We start from the raw sequence: 18,098 nt of genomic DNA on the forward strand, positions 1-18,098 counted from the left end.
TCATATCCGTTTTTAGAGAGTTGACGGCTGGTGAAAGTCAATCGGGTACATCATGAACTCGCCTATGAGTTGCAAACATGAAATGTTAGCAGTAATGTTTGCCGTATTCCGCGTTAAGGATGAATGAAGCGAGTGTTTACAACACTAATGTGGGTGGTACCGCGGGAAGATACATACAATCCTCTCGTCCCTTTTTTGGGATGAGGGGTTTTTTATTTTTTTAAAGAAGGAAGGAACGGACTATGAGTTTCGATCATCAGCATATCGAGAAAAAGTGGCAAAAGAAATGGGAAGAAGAAAAAACATTCAAAACAAGTGAAGAATTTGATAAACCAAAATTCTACGCATTAGATATGTTTCCTTATCCATCCGGAGCAGGATTACATGTTGGACACCCTGAAGGCTATACCGCTACAGATATACTTTCACGTCTAAAGAGAATGCAGGGCTATAATGTTTTACATCCAATGGGATGGGATGCATTTGGTTTACCTGCTGAGCAATATGCATTGGATACCGGAAACGACCCTGCTGAATTTACAGAGAAAAATATAAACACGTTCCGCAGACAAATTAAATCGTTAGGTTTCTCATACGACTGGGATCGTGAAGTAAATACAACAGATCCAGAATATTATAAATGGACGCAATGGATTTTCTTGAAGCTTTGGGAAAAGGGTCTTGCGTATATAGATGAAGTAGCTGTTAACTGGTGCCCGGCACTAGGCACCGTATTGGCAAATGAAGAAGTCATTGATGGTAAGAGTGAGCGCGGCGGACACCCGGTTGAACGGAGACCAATGAAGCAGTGGATGTTAAAAATTACTGCTTACGGTGATCGTTTACTTGAGGACTTAGAAGAGCTTGACTGGCCAGAGAGCCTTAAAGAAATGCAGCGTAACTGGATCGGCCGTTCGGAAGGTGCGGAAGTAACGTTTAACATTGAAGGACATGATGAAACCTTTACTGTGTTTACAACTCGTCCTGATACTCTTTTTGGTGCAACATATGCAGTACTTGCTCCTGAACATTCCTTTGTTGATAAAATTACAACAGCGGAACAGCGGGCAGCAGTTGATGCATATTTGGATAAAGTAAAGACGAAGAGTGATCTTGAACGAACTGATTTAGCAAAAGAAAAGACCGGAGTATTTACCGGTGCGTATGCAATCAATCCTGCAAATGGTGAAAAAATGCCGATCTGGATTGCCGATTATGTATTAGTCAGCTACGGTACTGGTGCTATCATGGCGGTACCTGCTCATGACGAACGTGACTACGAGTTCGCAAAGCAATTTGACCTTCCGATAAAAGCAGTTGTAGCAGGCGGCAGTATTGAAACAGAGGCCTATACGGGTGATGGAGAGCACATTAACTCTGATTTCTTAAATGGTCTAAATAAAGAAGAAGCAATCACCAAGATGATTTCTTGGTTGGAAGAAAAGGGAATTGGTACGAAGAAGGTAACGTTCCGTTTACGTGATTGGCTGTTTAGCCGTCAGCGCTATTGGGGTGAGCCGATTCCAATCATTCATTGGGAAGATGGTACAATGACAGCCGTTCCTGAAGATCAGCTTCCATTAACCTTACCGAAAACAACCAACATCAAACCTTCTGGAACTGGAGAATCACCGCTTGCTGTGATTGAGGATTGGGTAAATGTAGTGGATCCAGAAACAGGCAAGAAGGGCCGCCGTGAAACCAATACAATGCCGCAATGGGCAGGCAGCTGCTGGTATTATTTACGCTATATTGATCCAAAAAATGATCAAGCACTTGCTTCACCTGAGAAATTAAAGCACTGGTTACCAGTTGATGTTTACATTGGCGGTGCAGAGCATGCGGTTCTTCACTTACTATACGCACGTTTCTGGCATAAAGTTTTATATGATCTTGGTGTCGTCCATACGAAAGAACCATTCCAAAAGCTATTCAACCAAGGAATGATCTTAGGCGAAAACAATGAAAAGATGAGTAAATCAAAAGGAAATGTTGTAAATCCGGATGATATTGTTGACAGCCATGGTGCAGATACACTTCGTTTATATGAAATGTTTATGGGTCCGCTTGATGCTTCCATCGCTTGGTCAACAAATGGTCTTGATGGTTCCCGTCGTTTCTTAGATCGTATTTGGCGTTTGATGGTTGAGGAAAATGGAGAATTAAATCCAAAAATTCAAGAAAATGAAGAAGCAGCTAATTTAGAAAAGGTTTACCACCAAACAGTGAAAAAGGTAACAGAGGACTATGAAGGCTTAAGATTTAATACTGCTATTTCTCAAATGATGGTATTTATTAACGAAGCATATAAAGCAACTGTGCTTCCAAAGCACTATATGGAAGGCTTCGTAAAAATGCTTGCGCCAGTAGCACCGCATGTTGCTGAAGAACTTTGGGAAAAGCTTGGGTCTCGCGGTACGATTTCATACGAAACTTGGCCGGCATATGATGAAGCTAAATTAGTGGATGAAGAAGTTGAAATTGTTATACAGGTAAACGGAAAGGTAAAGACTAAATTACTAGTTCCTACAGATGCCAGCAAAGAAGCATTAGAAGGAATTGCAATGGATGATGAACGAGTAAAAGAACAAATCGAAGGCAAAACCATTCGCAAGGTCATCACTGTACCTGGTAAACTTGTTAATATTGTAGCTAACTAATAGTAGTTCCCCCTTTTATGAGGGGGAAATCCTTACAAAGGGGTGGAACATATGGAAGAAATTCAGATTATTACGCCTGAAGAATTAAAGAAAAAGCTCGAGCAGGGGGAAAACCTTGAGCTTATTGATGTTAGGGAACATGAAGAGGTAGAGCAAGGAATGATACCTGGTGCAAAGCATATCCGGATGGGCGAGATTCCTGCTAACCTTGATTATTTTGATAAAGATAAAGAGTATATCTTTATTTGCCGCTCAAGCAGAAGAAGTGAAAATGTATGTTATTATCTTCAAGAACAAGGATACAAGGTTCGCAATATGATTGGCGGCATGCTTGAATGGACTGGGGAAACAAAATAAACGATTCCAATGCGGAATCGTTTTTTTTATACCCTTTATTTTTAATTTTCAGAAAAAGTGGAAATAATGATAGTAAAAACAGATAAGGAGAATCATATGATTCAGGTAAAGTTGTTTGATCGTGAACATGAAAAGGACCTAGAAAAGGAAATGAACCGATTTTTAAAGGGGATTGATGAAAAGAAATTAATGGATATAAAGTATAATGTAGCAGCCATAACGGAGGATGAAGAGGAAGAGCAAATTTATTGTTTTTCAGCTATGATTATATATCGGGCATGATGATTAGTCATCATGCCTGATATTGTTTTTTTGCAGAAAGTGCTGCGTTAGTACCTGCGAGTCGGCCGGTTACCAATGCTGAAGTAATATTGTATCCTCCTGTATATCCATGAACATCTAGAATCTCACCGCAAAAATAAAGACCTCCCATTTTTTTCGAACCCATTGTCTGCGGTTCAATTTCTTTTACGGAAACGCCGCCGCCCGTAACGAATGCTTTTTCTAGTGGCAGGGTGCCATTTACTTTAATCAAGAATTGTTTACAGCTTTTCACAAAAGTACGAATTTTTTCATTTGAGATTGTTGCGCCCTGTTCTAAAGGGTCAATTTCATTCTGTTCTAGCAGGAACAACAGATAACGTTCAGGAACAAGTCCTTTTAAGGTGTTTTTTATACTTTTTTTCGGTTCGCTTTTTACCAGCTTCACAATTTCTTGGAAAAACTCTTCTTCCTTTTTATCTGGTATAACATCTAAACTCATGGTGACCTCAGCTAACTTCCACTTTTTCATTGCTTTAACCACAAATTGACTGCAGCGCAGAACAGCAGGGCCGCTGAGACCAAAATGTGTGAAAATCATATCCATCTTGTGAGTAATTATAGGTTTTCCTTTTGGATTCAAAACACTAAGCTCGATATCTCTTAAAGATAGACCTTGAAGTGATTTGTTTTTGATAAAAGGTTCTTTTGAGGTGACAGGCACCTCAGTCGGAAACAGTTCTGTAATCGTATGGCCGGCTTTCTTTGCCCACGCATAGCCATCTCCCGTTGAACCTGTATGGGGGACAGATTTACCGCCTACCGCGATAACAACAGATTTTGCTTGAATTTCTGTACCATTTTTTAAAATTAAAGAAGATACATGTCCGTCTTGGTAATGAATATCCGCTACGGGGCTGTTGGTATATACTTTGACCTTGAGCTTCTCTAATTGCTCCAGAAGGGCATCTACAACAGATTGTGCTTTATTAGAAACCGGGAACATCCGGCCGTGGTCCTCTTCTTTTAACTCAATTCCCAGCTTTTCAAAGAATTTAATAATATCTTCATTACTAAAAATAGAAAAGGCACTATATAAAAACTTCCCGTTCCCAGGTAAGTGCTTGATAATTTCCTCAACAGGGAGACGATTGGTAACATTACAGCGTCCGCCGCCAGAAATGGCCAGCTTTCTGCCAAGCTTGTCCCCTTTATCAATTAATAGAACTTTTAAACCCTTCTCGCCTGCAGCAATCGCAGCCATTAACCCTGAAGGTCCGCCTCCAATAACAACAACATCGTATATCATACTTCCACCAACTTTATTTATATTCAAGTAAAAAATTTAAGCCTGCGCATTATTCCATTATAAACATCCTAATAGAAAAGAAAACGAAAAGTCATCTATTTTAAAAAAATTAACTATGCTCTTAGTAGCATCACAGCCCAAAGAGTTGTAAACTACTAATAGTGTGCAAAATAGCCGATATAAACTTTGCTCACATGCGCACAAACTTTTTCTTCACTAGGAAGGGATTCTTATTTTATGTCGTCTAAGTTAATAAGAGGAACATTTATTTTAACATTGGGTACCATTATATCCAAGATTCTTGGCTTACTATATGTCATACCCTTTTATCAGATTGTAGGTTCAGAAGGAACGGCGTTGTACCAATATTCATACATACCCTATACGATCTTTATAAGTATTGCCACGGCCGGTGTGCCGCTTGCTGTTTCAAAATTTATTTCAAAGTATAATGCACTCGAAGAATATGCAGTGGGCCGCAGGTTATTTAAATCGGGACTTATTATGATGCTTTTGACGGGTATTGCTGCGTTTTTAATTCTATACCTGTCGGCCCCGCTTATAGCTGACATGATTATCAGCAAAAAAGACGATGTCGGCTCAAGAGCACAGGATATTATAACAGTTATCCGTGCAGTAAGCTTTGCCTTGATTGTTATTCCATTCATGAGTTTAATCAGAGGATTCTTTCAAGGGCATCAATCGATGGGACCGTCAGCTGTATCTCAAGTAGTGGAACAGATTGTACGAATTGCCTTCACGCTGGCAGGAGCCTTTATTGTCATAAATTTTTTAAATGGAAGTATTGTAACAGCTGTAAGTGTGGCAACCTTTGCTGCATTTGCAGGGGCCATTGGAAGTCTGGTGGTTTTATTTTGGTATTGGTATAAGCGGAAACCACATTTGGACCAGCTGCTCCAGCATGATAAAGGGGAAGCAGAGGTTTCGTTATCAGAAATTTATAAGGAAATCCTTGTCTATGCAGCTCCGTTTGTATTTGTTGGAATCGCCAACCCATTATTTCAAGCCATTGATCAAGTTACCTTTTCACGGACAATGCAGGATATTGGTCACAGTTATAACGCAGCCGAAGCAGCATTCTCCATTCTAAATTTTGAATCACATAAAATCGTAATCATCCCTGTTTCTCTTGCAACAGGCTTCTCGTTAGCGCTTGTTCCAAGTATCACGAAGGCATTTGTGGAAGGTGATCGGAAAGCGTTAAAACTGCAGTTAAATCAAACTTTTCAGGTACTGTTGTTCCTGACACTGCCTGCCGCAATTGGTCTTTCTCTATTAGCGGAGCCGATCTATACTGTATTTTATGAGCATAAGGAACTTGGATATGAAGTTCTTAAAGCCTATGCCCCAGTCGGCATTCTATTTTCTCTATTTCTAGTCACTAGTTCAATTCTGCAGGGAATCAATGAGCAGCGCTGGACAGTGTTAAGCCTGTTAGTTGGATTACTGATTAAATTGTCGCTTAATATACCTCTAATTACTATGTTTGAAACAAGAGGCGCGGTGTACGCAACAGCACTTGGATACATCGGAGCCATATTGATTCAATTACTTGTTATAAAAAGTTATGCAAAATATCCATTCTTATTTGTTTGGAGAAGGAGCTTGTTAATTGTCATTTTTGCTGGAATCATGTGGGCTGGGACCGAAATTGCTTATCAGTTACTCTTGTTATTTTTAACTCCAGCTTCTAAATTTCAGTCGCTTTTAATCATTTTCGTTTGTGCAGCCATTGGAGCTTTAATCTATTTTTACTTAGGATTAAAATCAGGACTTGTAAACAGACTATTTGGTGACAGGGTGGACCGTATTAAACAGAAATTAAGATTGACGAATTAAACTCCTAAAAAATGAAGGAGGATCACTTTGAGAATTGATAAAATGTTGGCTAATCTTGGCTATGGCAGCCGAAAAGAAGTGAAGCAGCTTCTAAAAAGCGGTGCAGTCAAAATCGATGATGTAATCGTAAAGGATGCAAAACAGCATGTAGATACAAACAAACAAACTGTTACATTAAATGGTGAAGTTATTGAATACAAAGAGTTTATCTATTTAATGATGAACAAACCTCAAGGAGTTTTGTCAGCTACCGAGGACAGTGCAGCAGAAACGGTAATTGACTTATTGGAGCTCGAAGACCAAGTATATGAGCCATTCCCGGTTGGAAGGCTGGACAAGGATACAGAAGGGTTATTGCTTATAACAAATGATGGCCAATTAGCCCACAGGTTATTATCACCAAAAAAACATGTTCCCAAAACCTATTTCGCAGTGATAGATCAGGAAGTAACTGAAGATGACGTAAAGGCTTTTGCGGAGGGAGTTACGCTTGATGATGGGTACGAAACAAAACCAGGTGAGTTGAAAATTTTAAAGTCTGGGCTTCGCTCTGATATTGAGTTGACGATTACTGAGGGAAAGTTTCATCAAGTGAAAAGAATGTTCGAAGCTGTTGGAAAAAAGGTCGTTTACTTAAAGCGAATATCCATGGGACCTTTACCGCTGGATGAAACGCTTGAGCTTGGGGAATACAGGGAATTAACCGAGGAAGAAGTAGAAATGCTTAAAGAGTATCAAGTAGGATAAAAGAACTCATAAATAGCAAAAAGGACAAGGCAGCCAGCCTTGTCCTTTTTATGCCTGTAAGAATGAAGTTAACATCCAAGTATGCTTGCTTAGTTTTTCGATTAGTTCGGTAAACATATCACTCGTTACATCATCATTCACCTGTTCTGCTGCTTCTTTACCGCTTTTTAATTCTGAAATAATCTGGGTAAAATCATTAACAATAGCTTGTACCATTTCTTCAGCAGTTAAAACATCGGTTGTTTCTTCAACAGTGGCATATTCGATGTATTCTTTTAAAGTTGATATTGGATTACCGCCAGTAATTAATAATCGTTCAGCCAATTCATCGATCGTTCCAGCAGCTTCCTCATACAATTCTTCAAATTTAGCATGCAGGGTAAAGAAGTGCGGTCCTTTTACATACCAGTGAAAACGGTGTAGTTTTGTGTACAGTACATTCCAGTTTGCGAGTTGTTGATTCATCACTTGTTCTAATGAAATTGTTTGGGTCATTTGTCATTCCTCCTAATTTCTTATCTATTTTAATTATAACACATATTAAATGAAAGTAAATATTAAATTAGAATTATTATAAACAAGGTGATTAAATGCTATAACATGTTGATTTTCGTTTCAGGCACGTAGACTCCTGCTCAGAGGACGGGACAGGGGAGACCCCGCAGACGCTTTAGCGCCGAGGAGGCTTCCCGAACCGCCTGCGGAAAGCGAAGTGCCTGAAACGAAAATCATTATCTAAAAAATAAGTAACAATTTATGAAAATGGGTAATCTATAGATATTTACTACACTGTCCCACGTTTTGAAAATACAAAAGGGGGAAGCATCATGAAATTAACACACAAGGAAACAATTGAACTGCATGGTTTTAACAACTTAACTAAATCATTGAGTTTTAATATGTACGATATTTGTTACACTCGCTCACGAGAAGAGCGAGAGGCCTATTTAAAATACATTGATGAACAATACAGTGCCGAAAGATTACAAAAGATATTAACGCATGTTTCAGATATTATTGGGGCACATGTATTAAATGTAGCGAGCCAGGATTTTGAACCGGCTGGTGCAAGTGTAACACTACTTGTATCAGAAGGACCTGTTGAAAATGCTCCTTTAGAACACTTTGAGGAGTCACCAGGTCCATTGCCAGGCTCAGTAGTGCTGCAGTTGGATAAGAGCCATATTACGGTTCATACATACCCTGAATATCATCCGGATGAAGGAATTAGTACTTTCAGGGCAGACATTGATGTATCAACCTGCGGCGAAATCTCCCCGCTTAAAGCACTGCATTATCTAATTCGTTCATTTGAAACAGACGTTATGACTATTGATTATCGTGTCCGTGGTTTTACAAGGGATAAGGACGGATATAAATTATTTATAGACCATGAAATTGGCTCAATACAGAATTATATTCCTGAGGACGTTGGCGAAATGTTCGACATGATTGATGTAAATGTATATCAGGAAAATATTTTTCACACAAAATGTAAGCTTCGGGAATTTGATTTGAATAACTATTTATTTGGCTATAAAAAAGAAACCTTACATCCAGAAGAACTCATCGAAATTACCGAGAGAATAAAGTTAGAAATGGATGAAATCTTTTATGGCAAGAACATCCAATAAATGACTATTCTACTCATCGCGTTAATAAGTCGAATAGTGGCCAAAAGAAGAGTTCGCAGCAGCTTTACGAAAAAGTAAGGCTGCTTTTTTGTGTGTATGGTGTAAAATGGTATTTATAGAAGATGATTTATTAGAGGAGAAAATAATGTTTTTAAAAAAAGTTACTTTGTTAAAAGAAAAAATCCATACCTATAGCCAATATCCTTTTTCAATTCCTTCAATAGCGAGTCTTAATGAAATGGAGTTAGAAAGTAACGTCACCTTCTTTGTAGGAGAAAATGGATCCGGTAAATCTACCTTATTAGAAGCAATAGCAGACAAATGTGATTTTAATACAGCTGGCGGAGGCAGAAATAATTCTTATAATGTTTATGAATCAAATTCAGAACTAAGTGAGTACATTAGACTCTCCTGGATGCCAAAAGCAACAAATGGTTTCTTTCTACGTGCAGAATCCTTTTATCATTTTGCTACCCATATTGATGAAATAGATGAGAATGGATTTAAAGATTATGGCGGAAAATCGCTGCTCCAACAATCACATGGTGAATCATTTATTTCGTTATTTCTAAATCGCTTCAATGGGGAAGCAATTTACCTTCTAGATGAACCCGAGGCTGCATTATCTCCTGCAAGGCAATTAACCCTCTTGAAAATCATCCATGACCTTGAAACAGAAGGCGATGCCCAATTCATCATTGCAACTCATTCTCCGATTCTATTGGGTTATCCAGATGCAGATATCTATAGTTTTGATCATGGACAAATTTCAAAAGTAAACTATGAGGATACAGACCATTACAGCATTACTAAATATTTTCTAGAGAATCGAAAAAGGTTTCTCTACGAGCTTTTTAAAGAGGATGAATAGCTCTATAAAAAAGAAGTGATACCCAAATGGGATATCACTTCTTTTTCGCTAAAAATGAAAGGAATACAAGTATTCCCACGATTAATAGAGATACTGTTGAGCCAGTTAGATTATTTGGACTTAGGATAAATCCAATAAATATTAAACTTAAAGCAAGAAACGCAAGGATGGTTGTGAATGGGAACCATCTAACCTTAAAAGATGGCAGGGTCTTGTATTGCGGCCTTAGCTTTAAATGTGCTGCACAAATTCCTATCCAAACCAACATGATGGTGAATCCAGGGATAGTCATAAGGTAACTGATGATATTACTTGGACTAATATAAGCTAGAAAAACACCAACTAATAGACAGAGCGTCGTAATTGTAAGTCCAGTAATCGGAATTCCGTTTCTTGTGGTTTTCATTAATACTTTCGGAGCTACTCCGCTTTTTGCCATTGAAAAGAGCGTTCGCGATGTAGCATATATCCCAGAGTTGGCAGCCGACAGTACAGCTGTTAATAGAATAAAGTTCATCACATGAGCAGCACCTGGAAGCCCGGTAATATTGAAAACCTGAACGAACGGACTATCCTGCCCCGTGACTTGATTCCAAGGCATAATGCCGCAAATAATTAAGATAGGGAAGATATAAAAAATAATTACCCGCCATACTGCACCCTTTATGATACTTGGCATTACTCGCTCAGCATCCTGAGTCTCGGTTACAGCTACCCCAATTAACTCGGCACCACCGTACGAAAACATAACCACTAAAAAGGCACTTAGCATTCCGCTGACTCCATGAGGAAAAAATCCGCCATGCGCTGTGTAGTTTGCTAGAGGATCCTCAATATTACTAGGTAAAACGCCAAAAATAATAAGTGCACCTAATAAGATAAACGCAACCAATGCGACGATCTTTATGCCAGCAAACCAAAATTCCATCTCTCCGTAATATTTTACTGGGAATAAATTAATGCCAATGATAACAGCAGCACACAGAAGACTCAGAAGCCATAATGGAACAGATGGATACCAAAATTGTAAAAAGCTTCCCGCAGCTAATAATTCAACTGTTATCACAATAGTCCAGTTAATCCAATACAGCCAGCCTGTAATAAACGACAGCTTAAAACCAAATGCTCGATAAAGGAGCAGTTGAACATTGTGATTGGGAAAAGCAATTGCCATCTCACCTAAAGCAGCCATTACAATAAATAATAATAGCCCGCCAATTAAATAAGTAAAGATAACACTAGGTCCCGCAATATTTAACGTATCGGAACTCCCTTTGAAAATTCCTGTCCCAATCATGCCGGCTAAAGCGATAAACTGGACATGCCTTGGCAGTAATCCTTTTTTTAATTCTTGATGATTATTTTCCATGTTGGTCCTACCTTTATTTAAAAATTATCACTCTCTTACATAAACGCTTTTAAGCACTAAAGTATTATACTAATATATCATAGTATAATAGATATTCAACCTTATTTTTAAAATAAAAGCAAACAAGCACGCGAATTAATCGCGTGCTTGTTTGTTCAAACTGTTTATTCATATTTTAAGAAGACATTTTTACTTTCTTTTGTGTGGTCGTCCATTTTCCGCGGCTTGGGCTAATTACCAAGTCATTATAGGCTAAAACATTTAAATCTCGTTGTATGGTGCGAGGAGTGATACCAAATTCCTCTACAAGTTCTTGCGTCGTGACTGTGCCTTTATTACGAATAAACATGTAGATGCATTTGATGCGGTTTAACATCCGGTTAGTCGAAGGTTTCAAAAAACCACTCCCTATCCTTTTTTCAAACCTATGGCAATTTCCTGCTACCGACAGCCTCTTTGATTAGTATGTAATTTTATTTCCGCAGACAACTCCTTTTATTCATAAATAGTTGCAGTGGATACCCTGTTGACTTACGTTTATTGTACCCATAATTTCTGAAAATTTCCACCATTAGTGAATATTTTACATAAAAATCATCTTTTCTTAACAATTATTGTTCGGTTTTTCTCCTCCTTTGCAAGATTCTTACTACAGTCTATGGTTTTGAATGTTAAGATTATGACAAATTAATTGAATTTTTAGTAAATTAATATAGAAAACCATAACGGGAAATTACTTCGTTTTTTTGGTGAATATTGATAGAATATCTGCATGGATATTAATAACAAATGCAGCTCTTAGGAGGACAACACATTTGACAAAGATTAATTGGATGGATGAAGTTGAAAAAAGAAAAGATGACTTGTTAAAAGATACCCAAAATTTATTACATATTAAGAGTCTATTAGACGAAGTAAATACCTTTCCAGATGCGCCACTGGGTAAAGGCGTAAAAGAAGCATTAGATTTTATGCTCACTCTCGGTGAAAAGGATGGGTTTAAACCAAAGAATGTTGGAAATTTAGCAGGACATTTAGAATTTGGTGAAGGAGAGGAGCTGCTCGGAATTCTCTGCCATGTTGATGTTGTTCCAGCAGGTGATGGCTGGACAAGTGATCCTTTTGCAGCTGAAATTCGTGAAGGTAAAATATTTGCCCGCGGTGCTATTGATGACAAAGGGCCAACAATGGCTGCCTACTACGCAATGAAAATAGTATTGGAGCTCGGGCTGCCTCTAAAGAAGCGTGTCAGGATGATTATCGGAACTGACGAAGAAAGTGATTGGAGATGTGTGGAGCACTACTTTGAGCATGAAGAAATGCCTGCACTAGGTTTTGCACCTGATGCTGACTTTCCTATCATAAATGCTGAAAAAGGGATTGCCGATATGGATATTGTTCAGAAGGTACCTGTTGAGGAAGGTGGAAAAGGTAAAATTGAAGTTCTACGTTTTACTTCTGGACAAAGGTATAACATGGTTCCTGACCATGCAGCAGTGACTTTAAACATTCTTGAAAATCAAATGGATGTAGTGCAAAGGTTCACAGACTTTATGAAGGAGCATCGATTGGAACACCACTCACATGTGGAAAACGCAGAGCTAATATTAGAAGTTAAGGGAGTATCTGCACATGGTTTGGAGCCTAAGAATGGAATAAATGCAGGTTTATTTCTAGCAGAATTTCTTTCAAAACTAGATCTTAATCGTACAGCCTTAGACTATTTCAAATTCGTTTCCCGCTATTTCTTTAATGATTCTAGAGGAGTGAGTCTTGGAGTAGCATACTCAGATGATATTTCAGGTGAACTAACCATTAATCCAGGGAAACTTTCATATACACCTCAATCGGGCGGGAGCATTGGGCTGACTTGCCGATATCCAGTTACCAATAATATGGATGAAACAAGAGAAAAACTGGATGAACTTTTACAGGAAAAAGGGTTTGTAATTGGTAAATTTAAAGATACGAAACCACATTATGTAGATGAAAATGAATTCTTAATTCAAACCTTGAAGAAGGTATACGAAGAACAAACAGGAGAAGAGGCATATTTAATATCAATTGGCGGGGGAACTTACGCACGGTCATTAAAAAGCGGTGTAGCATTTGGTCCTTTATTTCCAGGCAGACCTGACATTGCCCACCAAAAAGATGAATATATTGATATAGATGACTTATTAAAAGCAACCGCCATATATGCGCAGGCAATTTATGAATTGGCTGGAGAATAGTAAAAGAAAAAGGGGAATGTAAATATGGAGTTTGCTTTACTAAATGGAAACATTATTAAGCGTTCAGATGCCAAAATAGATATCGAAGACCGTGGTTATCAATTTGGGGATGGCGTGTACGAAGTCATTCGTATCTACAATGGAAGAATGTTTACGATCGATGAACATTTAAACAGATTTTTGAAAAGCGCTGAGAGTATAGGGATTTCTATCCCATTTACGAGTCTTCAATTAAAAGAGTTGTTAGATGAACTCCTGCTGAAAAACAATCTTGAAACAGGGAATATCTATATGCAGGTTACGAGGGGAACAGCACCGCGAAATCATTTATTTCCAAGTGGAGATATAATGCCGACACTTGTGGCTTATACGATAAAGGGAGTAAGACCGCTGGAAAGTCTGAAATCAGGAGTAAAGGCTATTTTAACGGAGGACATTCGCTGGCTTCGCTGTGATATAAAAAGCTTGAATTTACTTGGTAATCTTTTGGCTAAACAAAAAGCCAGTGAACAGGGCTGTTTTGAAGCCATTCAACATCGCGGGGATGATGTCACGGAAGGAAGTTCATCTAATATCTTTATCGTTAAAAATGGGACTGTAATCACCCATGAATCGAACCACTTAATTTTAAAAGGGATTACAAAAGATGTTATTTTAGATATTTGTGTAATAAATAATATTCCTGTTCAGGAACGGACTTTTTCAGTGGCTGAACTTGAGGAAGCTGACGAAGTGTTCCTTTCAAGCACAACGGCTGAAGTAATGCCGGTTGTAGAAATAAACGGGAAAAAAGTACAGTCAGGCGTACCAGGGCACACAACCCGGAAGTTGCAGGAATTATTTGAAAAAGAAATTGAGAATCAATGCGGGGTACTCCTTAGATAGAGTATGTAGAATGTTCGACGTGCAGCAGATGAAAAGTCTGCTGCACGTTTTCTTATGTCTTAATCGTTAAAATACATACAAGTTGTAAAAAATAGTCTAAAATGAAGAAAGGTATGATAAAAATGAATCAGCAAACACATTTTTTCTTTGCGGTGAAAATTCCGCAAGAAACAAAGTTAATTTTAAAACAAAAGGAAGAGATGTTAAAAGAAATCCTTCTATTTAACCGCTGGGTCCACCATGAAGACTTGCATATTACTTTAGCTTTTCTAGGCAATGCCCCAACTGAGAAATTATCCACTGCTATAGACAATGTTCGTCAAGCATTAAGCCAATCACAGGGATTTCAACTGGAAATAAACAAGCTGGGAATCTTCGGAAAGATAGAATCACCTAGGATCTTTTGGGTTGATACAAAGGATAGTAATGAATTGCAGGGTGTTAGGACAAAAGTGTTTACAGCCTGCACAGGTGCTGGATTTCAGCTTGAAACCAGACCTTTTAAACCTCATATTACACTTGCAAGAAAGTGGGCAGGAGATCAGCCTTTTCACAAAAATCTCCTTGATGTGTGGCGCGAGCTTCAACCAGAGCCACTATCATTTAAAGTGAATGAAGTTGTCTTATATCAAACACATCTTGATAAGACACCAAAATACGAGGCAGTAAAAACATACCAATTAGAATAAAAGAAAATTAACGCGGCAAAGGTTGGTTGTATGAAACAAATCTATTTTATTATCAATCCAAAGGCTAGGAATGGTTACAGTTTAAAGATTTGGAAAAAGGTTGAATCGAGACTAATGGATGATAAGATTCCTTATTTGGCCTTCTTTACTGAATACCAGGGTCATGCAATCAAACTGGCAGCACAAATTGCACAAAAGAATAATGATAAAAAAATCATAATTGCAGTTGGAGGGGACGGAACAATAAGTGAAGTCATGAATGGAATGGCTTCATATTCCAACATTACACTTGGTTTTATTCCAGGCGGCTCTGGTAATGATTTCTCAAGAGGTTTTCAAATACCAGCTAAACCAGAAGAAGCTTTAACGGTGATTCTTCGACTTATGAAAGAGGAAGCACCCTTAGTGGATATTGGAAAAATCACCATGGTGGATCATTCTGAGCATTATTTTATTAATAATATGGGTGCAGGATTTGACGCACTGGTTTCACATGAAGTAAACCATTCAAAAACAAAGGCTTGGCTAAATAAACTATCTATTGGCCGATTGGTATATGTGTATTTTTTACTAAAAAAACTCTTTTCTTATAAATGCACAACAATTGATTTATCAATTGACGGTAATAGGCATATACTTGAACAAACATGGTTTGTAACTGTTTCCAATCAACCCTATTATGGGGGAGGAATGATGATTGCGCCTGATGCAGTCCCGGATGATGGATTTTTAGATATTACGGTTGCCCATAGATTGTCAAGGTTGAAGCTATTATTGGTCTTTATAAGTGTATTTTGGGGTAAGCACGTCCATTTTAAAGAAGTAAAAACATTTAAAGGCCGGAGGGTAAGTATTCAATCCTCTTCCCCATTGTATGTCCACGCAGACGGTGAAGATATTGGATATACTCCGCTGAATATTCAAGTTCAAACAAATACACTTAAAGTAGTAACGAGAAGGAGAAGTATGCGAGAAACTGTTCTGAAAGAGAGGGACTCGAATGAACTCCAATGAACGTATTTTTCTGGCTTATATAGATGAGATGGATATCATTACGATTCTTCTTCCACTTTCCTATCATCATGGTTCGTCTTCCACTTTCTCGATTATGGATGAATCACAGAAAATGACACCCTTGCAGATTATTAAAAAACAGCATATCGAAAATAATAATAAATATATTTGTCGACTTGCTGAAGAGCTTACATTTGGTCACCCTTATTGGGTTGTCGATGAGCATGGAGGAAAAACCGATCTTCAAATAGGGGCCGTCATTCGAACAGCTCCTTTTGATGACCGATTTTTCTATGACGGAAGTGACCTGGGTGTTTGTATTAATGATCACCAAACGCAATTTAAACTATGGGCACCCACAGCTACCCAAGTAAAATTAAAATTACGTAAGCCTAACAGCTCTTTTTCTGAGATCATCAAAATGAGACGAGAGGAAAAAGGTGTTTGGTCAACGGTGGTCCATTCTGATTTAGAACTTTATCAATATACTTTTTTAATCCTCGTTAACAAAGAATGGCGTGAATCTGTTGATCCATATGCTGTGGCTGTCACAGCCAATGGGGAGCTCGGGGTTATTGTAAAGTTAGAGAAAACGCGGAGGCAGAAACCTGTATTGCCTCCTATTGAAAATCCAGTCGATGCTATTATTTATGAGACACATATTAGGGACTTCACCATCCACCCTAATAGCGGTGTGAAGCATAAGGGTCTTTATTTAGGTGCTGCTGAGCTAAATACAAAGGGGAAAGACGGCGGGTCCACAGGTCTCTCCTATGTAAAGGAATTAGGTATTACTCATATTGAATTCCTGCCTTTCAATGATTTTGCAGGTGTGGATGAATTAGAGCCGGACAAAGACTATAACTGGGGATATAACCCCATTCACTTTAATGTTCCGGAAGGCTCTTACTCGACGAATCCTTCTGACCCTTATGCCAGAATCCTTGAGCTCAAACAAATGATTGATACCATTCACAGTCAAGGAATAAGAGTTATCATGGATGTTGTTTATAATCATGTATTTATCAGGGAGACATCAACGTTTGAGAAGGTTGTTCCAGGATATTACTTCCGCCATAATGAACTTGGTTTTCCATCCAATGGAACAGGGGTCGGTAATGACATTGCCTCAGAGAGAAAGATGGTGAGAAAGTTTATTCTGGACTCGGTACGTTTTTGGATGGAAGAATATCATATCGATGCATTTCGCTTTGACTTAATGGGGATATTGGATATTGAAACGATGCTGGAAGTTAGAAAGACATGTGACAGTATTCAAGAAGGCACTCTGATTATTGGCGAGGGCTGGAATTTGAATACCCCGCTTCCGATTGATAAAAAGGCGATCATTCGTAATCATTCGAAGCTTCCCAATATTGGACAATTTAACGATAAATTTCGTGACTCGATAAAGGGTAATACTTTTTACTTGTATGATAAAGGTTATGTTCTCGGAAATGAGCATTACTATGAAGGGGCAAAAGATGTAATAATTGGAAGCGTAGGGATGGATAAAAAAGAAACCGGACTTCTAACAAATCCTTCGCAATCAGTGAACTATGTTGAATGCCATGATAATCATACAATGTGGGATAAACTCCTTTCCTGTCTTCCCGATATGGACGAATTACTCCATATAAAATACCACAGGCTGGCAACAGGGCTTGTAATTTTATCTCAGGGTACTCCTTTTCTTCACAGCGGTCAGGAGTTCTTCCGTACCAAGCGGGGTGACGGGAACAGCTATAAATCACCAGACCATATTAACCAGCTCGATTGGAATCGAAAGCAGCTTTTCTACGATAATGTAAAATATATTAAAGGGTTAATCCAAATTAGAAAACAGTTAACGTGCTTCCGATTAAGAACTGGGGATGATATAAGGAATCAAATTAAGCTTTTACCGCTCCCAAGTCCGTTGATTGGTTATAGTCTGCAAAATCATAATCATGATTTCCGTGAAGTACTTTTACTGATTAATCCTTTGAGAAAGAAGCAATCTATTCCGATTCCTGAGGGCGATTGGATTGTTCTAGCCAATGAAAAAGCAGCGGGAATTTCTTCCATAGAAAGTGTTGCGGGAAATGAATTAGTTGTAGAATCGGTTTGTTTAACCATTATAGCAAAAAAATAGTTTGTTCAGATTTACTTGACGACTTAAGCTAATTGGAGATAAAATTTAGTAAGATGGCTATTGTGTGTAATTGT

16 protein-coding genes and 1 other annotated feature (1 of these 17 running past the window's edge) are annotated in these 18,098 nt (G+C 38.3%); of the genes, 12 read left to right on the forward strand and 4 right to left on the reverse strand.

The genetic code is table 11. From position 1 onward, the window contains the following. Positions 1 to 195 (forward strand) — a binding site (T-box leader) (it extends 30 nt beyond the left edge of the window). A gap of 47 nt (positions 196 to 242) precedes the next feature. The 3 genes from leuS (at position 243) to H0184_RS11770 (ending at position 3,299) form a co-directional block, all read left to right on the forward strand. After that, on the forward strand, positions 243 to 2,660 hold the full coding sequence (gene leuS, locus H0184_RS11760; RefSeq protein WP_221824684.1) for a leucine--tRNA ligase: 2,418 nt from the start codon (positions 243 to 245) through the stop codon (positions 2,658 to 2,660). Positions 2,661 to 2,711: 51 nt separating this feature from the next. After that, positions 2,712 to 3,017: a rhodanese-like domain-containing protein gene (locus tag H0184_RS11765; protein WP_221824686.1), complete on the forward strand. Its 306-nt coding sequence runs from the start codon at positions 2,712 to 2,714 to the stop codon at positions 3,015 to 3,017. Between the two features lie 96 nt (positions 3,018 to 3,113). Further along, positions 3,114 to 3,299, forward strand: coding sequence for a sporulation protein Cse60 (locus tag H0184_RS11770; protein ID WP_221824688.1), 186 nt, complete (start codon positions 3,114 to 3,116; stop codon positions 3,297 to 3,299). A 10-nt stretch (positions 3,300 to 3,309) separates the two neighbouring features. Here H0184_RS11770 and H0184_RS11775 read toward each other — a convergent pair whose 3' ends face one another. Continuing rightward, complete coding sequence (locus tag H0184_RS11775) at positions 3,310 to 4,587, reverse strand: BaiN/RdsA family NAD(P)/FAD-dependent oxidoreductase (RefSeq protein WP_221824691.1); 1,278 nt, start codon at positions 4,585 to 4,587, stop codon at positions 3,310 to 3,312. A 237-nt stretch (positions 4,588 to 4,824) separates the two neighbouring features. Between H0184_RS11775 and H0184_RS11780 the strand changes: the two genes are divergently transcribed. Together H0184_RS11780 and H0184_RS11785 are read left to right on the forward strand one after the other, a co-directional pair. Beyond that, positions 4,825 to 6,447 carry a putative polysaccharide biosynthesis protein gene (locus H0184_RS11780; RefSeq protein ID WP_221824698.1) on the forward strand — a complete coding sequence of 541 codons (1,623 nt, stop codon included), beginning with the start codon at positions 4,825 to 4,827 and terminating at the stop codon, positions 6,445 to 6,447. Between the two features lie 27 nt (positions 6,448 to 6,474). Then, positions 6,475 to 7,194, forward strand: a complete 720-nt coding sequence (locus tag H0184_RS11785; protein ID WP_221824701.1) for a pseudouridine synthase — start codon at positions 6,475 to 6,477, stop codon at positions 7,192 to 7,194. 48 nt (positions 7,195 to 7,242) lie between these two features. On the opposite strand, the gene H0184_RS11790 is transcribed toward H0184_RS11785, so the two are convergent. Next, positions 7,243 to 7,689 carry a Dps family protein gene (locus tag H0184_RS11790; protein WP_221824703.1) on the reverse strand — a complete coding sequence of 149 codons (447 nt, stop codon included), beginning with the start codon at positions 7,687 to 7,689 and terminating at the stop codon, positions 7,243 to 7,245. Between the two features lie 332 nt (positions 7,690 to 8,021). Between H0184_RS11790 and speD the strand changes: the two genes are divergently transcribed. Both speD and H0184_RS11800 read left to right on the forward strand, forming a co-directional pair. Beyond that, complete coding sequence (gene speD / locus H0184_RS11795; RefSeq protein WP_221824706.1) at positions 8,022 to 8,828, forward strand: adenosylmethionine decarboxylase; 807 nt, start codon at positions 8,022 to 8,024, stop codon at positions 8,826 to 8,828. A gap of 145 nt (positions 8,829 to 8,973) precedes the next feature. After that, on the forward strand, positions 8,974 to 9,699 hold the full coding sequence (locus H0184_RS11800) for an AAA family ATPase (protein WP_221824708.1): 726 nt from the start codon (positions 8,974 to 8,976) through the stop codon (positions 9,697 to 9,699). 34 nt (positions 9,700 to 9,733) lie between these two features. Here the strand turns inward: H0184_RS11800 and H0184_RS11805 are convergent, their stop codons facing one another. Next, on the reverse strand, positions 9,734 to 11,068 hold the full coding sequence (locus tag H0184_RS11805; protein WP_221824710.1) for an amino acid permease: 1,335 nt from the start codon (positions 11,066 to 11,068) through the stop codon (positions 9,734 to 9,736). A gap of 175 nt (positions 11,069 to 11,243) precedes the next feature. Continuing rightward, positions 11,244 to 11,465: a DeoR family transcriptional regulator gene (locus H0184_RS11810; protein WP_063252171.1), complete on the reverse strand. Its 222-nt coding sequence runs from the start codon at positions 11,463 to 11,465 to the stop codon at positions 11,244 to 11,246. A 418-nt stretch (positions 11,466 to 11,883) separates the two neighbouring features. On the opposite strand from H0184_RS11810, the gene pepV reads away from it, so the two are divergent. From pepV to pulA, 5 genes are all read left to right on the forward strand, one after another. After that, positions 11,884 to 13,302 carry a dipeptidase PepV gene (pepV, locus tag H0184_RS11815; protein ID WP_221824719.1) on the forward strand — a complete coding sequence of 473 codons (1,419 nt, stop codon included), beginning with the start codon at positions 11,884 to 11,886 and terminating at the stop codon, positions 13,300 to 13,302. Between the two features lie 24 nt (positions 13,303 to 13,326). Continuing rightward, positions 13,327 to 14,187 (forward strand): D-amino-acid transaminase, encoded by an 861-nt coding sequence (dat, locus tag H0184_RS11820; RefSeq protein ID WP_221824721.1) that lies wholly within the window; start codon positions 13,327 to 13,329, stop codon positions 14,185 to 14,187. A gap of 122 nt (positions 14,188 to 14,309) precedes the next feature. Next, positions 14,310 to 14,876, forward strand: a complete 567-nt coding sequence (thpR, locus tag H0184_RS11825) for an RNA 2',3'-cyclic phosphodiesterase (protein WP_221824723.1) — start codon at positions 14,310 to 14,312, stop codon at positions 14,874 to 14,876. A gap of 30 nt (positions 14,877 to 14,906) precedes the next feature. Further along, positions 14,907 to 15,890, forward strand: coding sequence for a diacylglycerol/lipid kinase family protein (locus tag H0184_RS11830; protein WP_221824725.1), 984 nt, complete (start codon positions 14,907 to 14,909; stop codon positions 15,888 to 15,890). After that, a complete protein-coding gene (gene pulA / locus H0184_RS11835; protein ID WP_221824735.1) occupies positions 15,877 to 18,024 on the forward strand; it encodes a type I pullulanase in 2,148 nt (715 codons plus the stop codon). Before H0184_RS11830 ends, pulA begins: the two co-directional genes overlap by 14 nt. The last annotated feature ends 74 nt before the right edge of the window (positions 18,025 to 18,098 follow it).

It is taken from the genome of Neobacillus niacini, from assembly GCF_019749295.1.
GTDB lineage: Bacteria > Bacillota > Bacilli > Bacillales > Cytobacillaceae > Neobacillus > Neobacillus niacini_D.

Excerpts from the sequence above, each read along its gene's own strand:
- H0184_RS11780 (WP_221824698.1), top strand. The coding sequence starts at position 4,825 with ATGTCGTCTAAGTTAATAAGAGGAACATTTATTTTAACATTGGGTACC.
- H0184_RS11790 (WP_221824703.1), bottom strand. The coding sequence starts at position 7,689 with ATGACCCAAACAATTTCATTAGAACAAGTGATGAATCAACAACTCGCA.
- H0184_RS11830 (WP_221824725.1), top strand. The coding sequence starts at position 14,907 with ATGAAACAAATCTATTTTATTATCAATCCAAAGGCTAGGAATGGTTAC.
- pulA (WP_221824735.1), top strand. The coding sequence starts at position 15,877 with ATGAACTCCAATGAACGTATTTTTCTGGCTTATATAGATGAGATGGAT.
- speD (WP_221824706.1), top strand. The coding sequence starts at position 8,022 with ATGAAATTAACACACAAGGAAACAATTGAACTGCATGGTTTTAACAAC.
- H0184_RS11775 (WP_221824691.1), bottom strand. The coding sequence starts at position 4,587 with ATGATATACGATGTTGTTGTTATTGGAGGCGGACCTTCAGGGTTAATG.
- thpR (WP_221824723.1), top strand. The coding sequence starts at position 14,310 with ATGAATCAGCAAACACATTTTTTCTTTGCGGTGAAAATTCCGCAAGAA.
- dat (WP_221824721.1), top strand. The coding sequence starts at position 13,327 with ATGGAGTTTGCTTTACTAAATGGAAACATTATTAAGCGTTCAGATGCC.
- H0184_RS11805 (WP_221824710.1), bottom strand. The coding sequence starts at position 11,068 with ATGGAAAATAATCATCAAGAATTAAAAAAAGGATTACTGCCAAGGCAT.
- H0184_RS11800 (WP_221824708.1), top strand. The coding sequence starts at position 8,974 with ATGTTTTTAAAAAAAGTTACTTTGTTAAAAGAAAAAATCCATACCTAT.
- H0184_RS11765 (WP_221824686.1), top strand. The coding sequence starts at position 2,712 with ATGGAAGAAATTCAGATTATTACGCCTGAAGAATTAAAGAAAAAGCTC.
- H0184_RS11770 (WP_221824688.1), top strand. The coding sequence starts at position 3,114 with ATGATTCAGGTAAAGTTGTTTGATCGTGAACATGAAAAGGACCTAGAA.
- leuS (WP_221824684.1), top strand. The coding sequence starts at position 243 with ATGAGTTTCGATCATCAGCATATCGAGAAAAAGTGGCAAAAGAAATGG.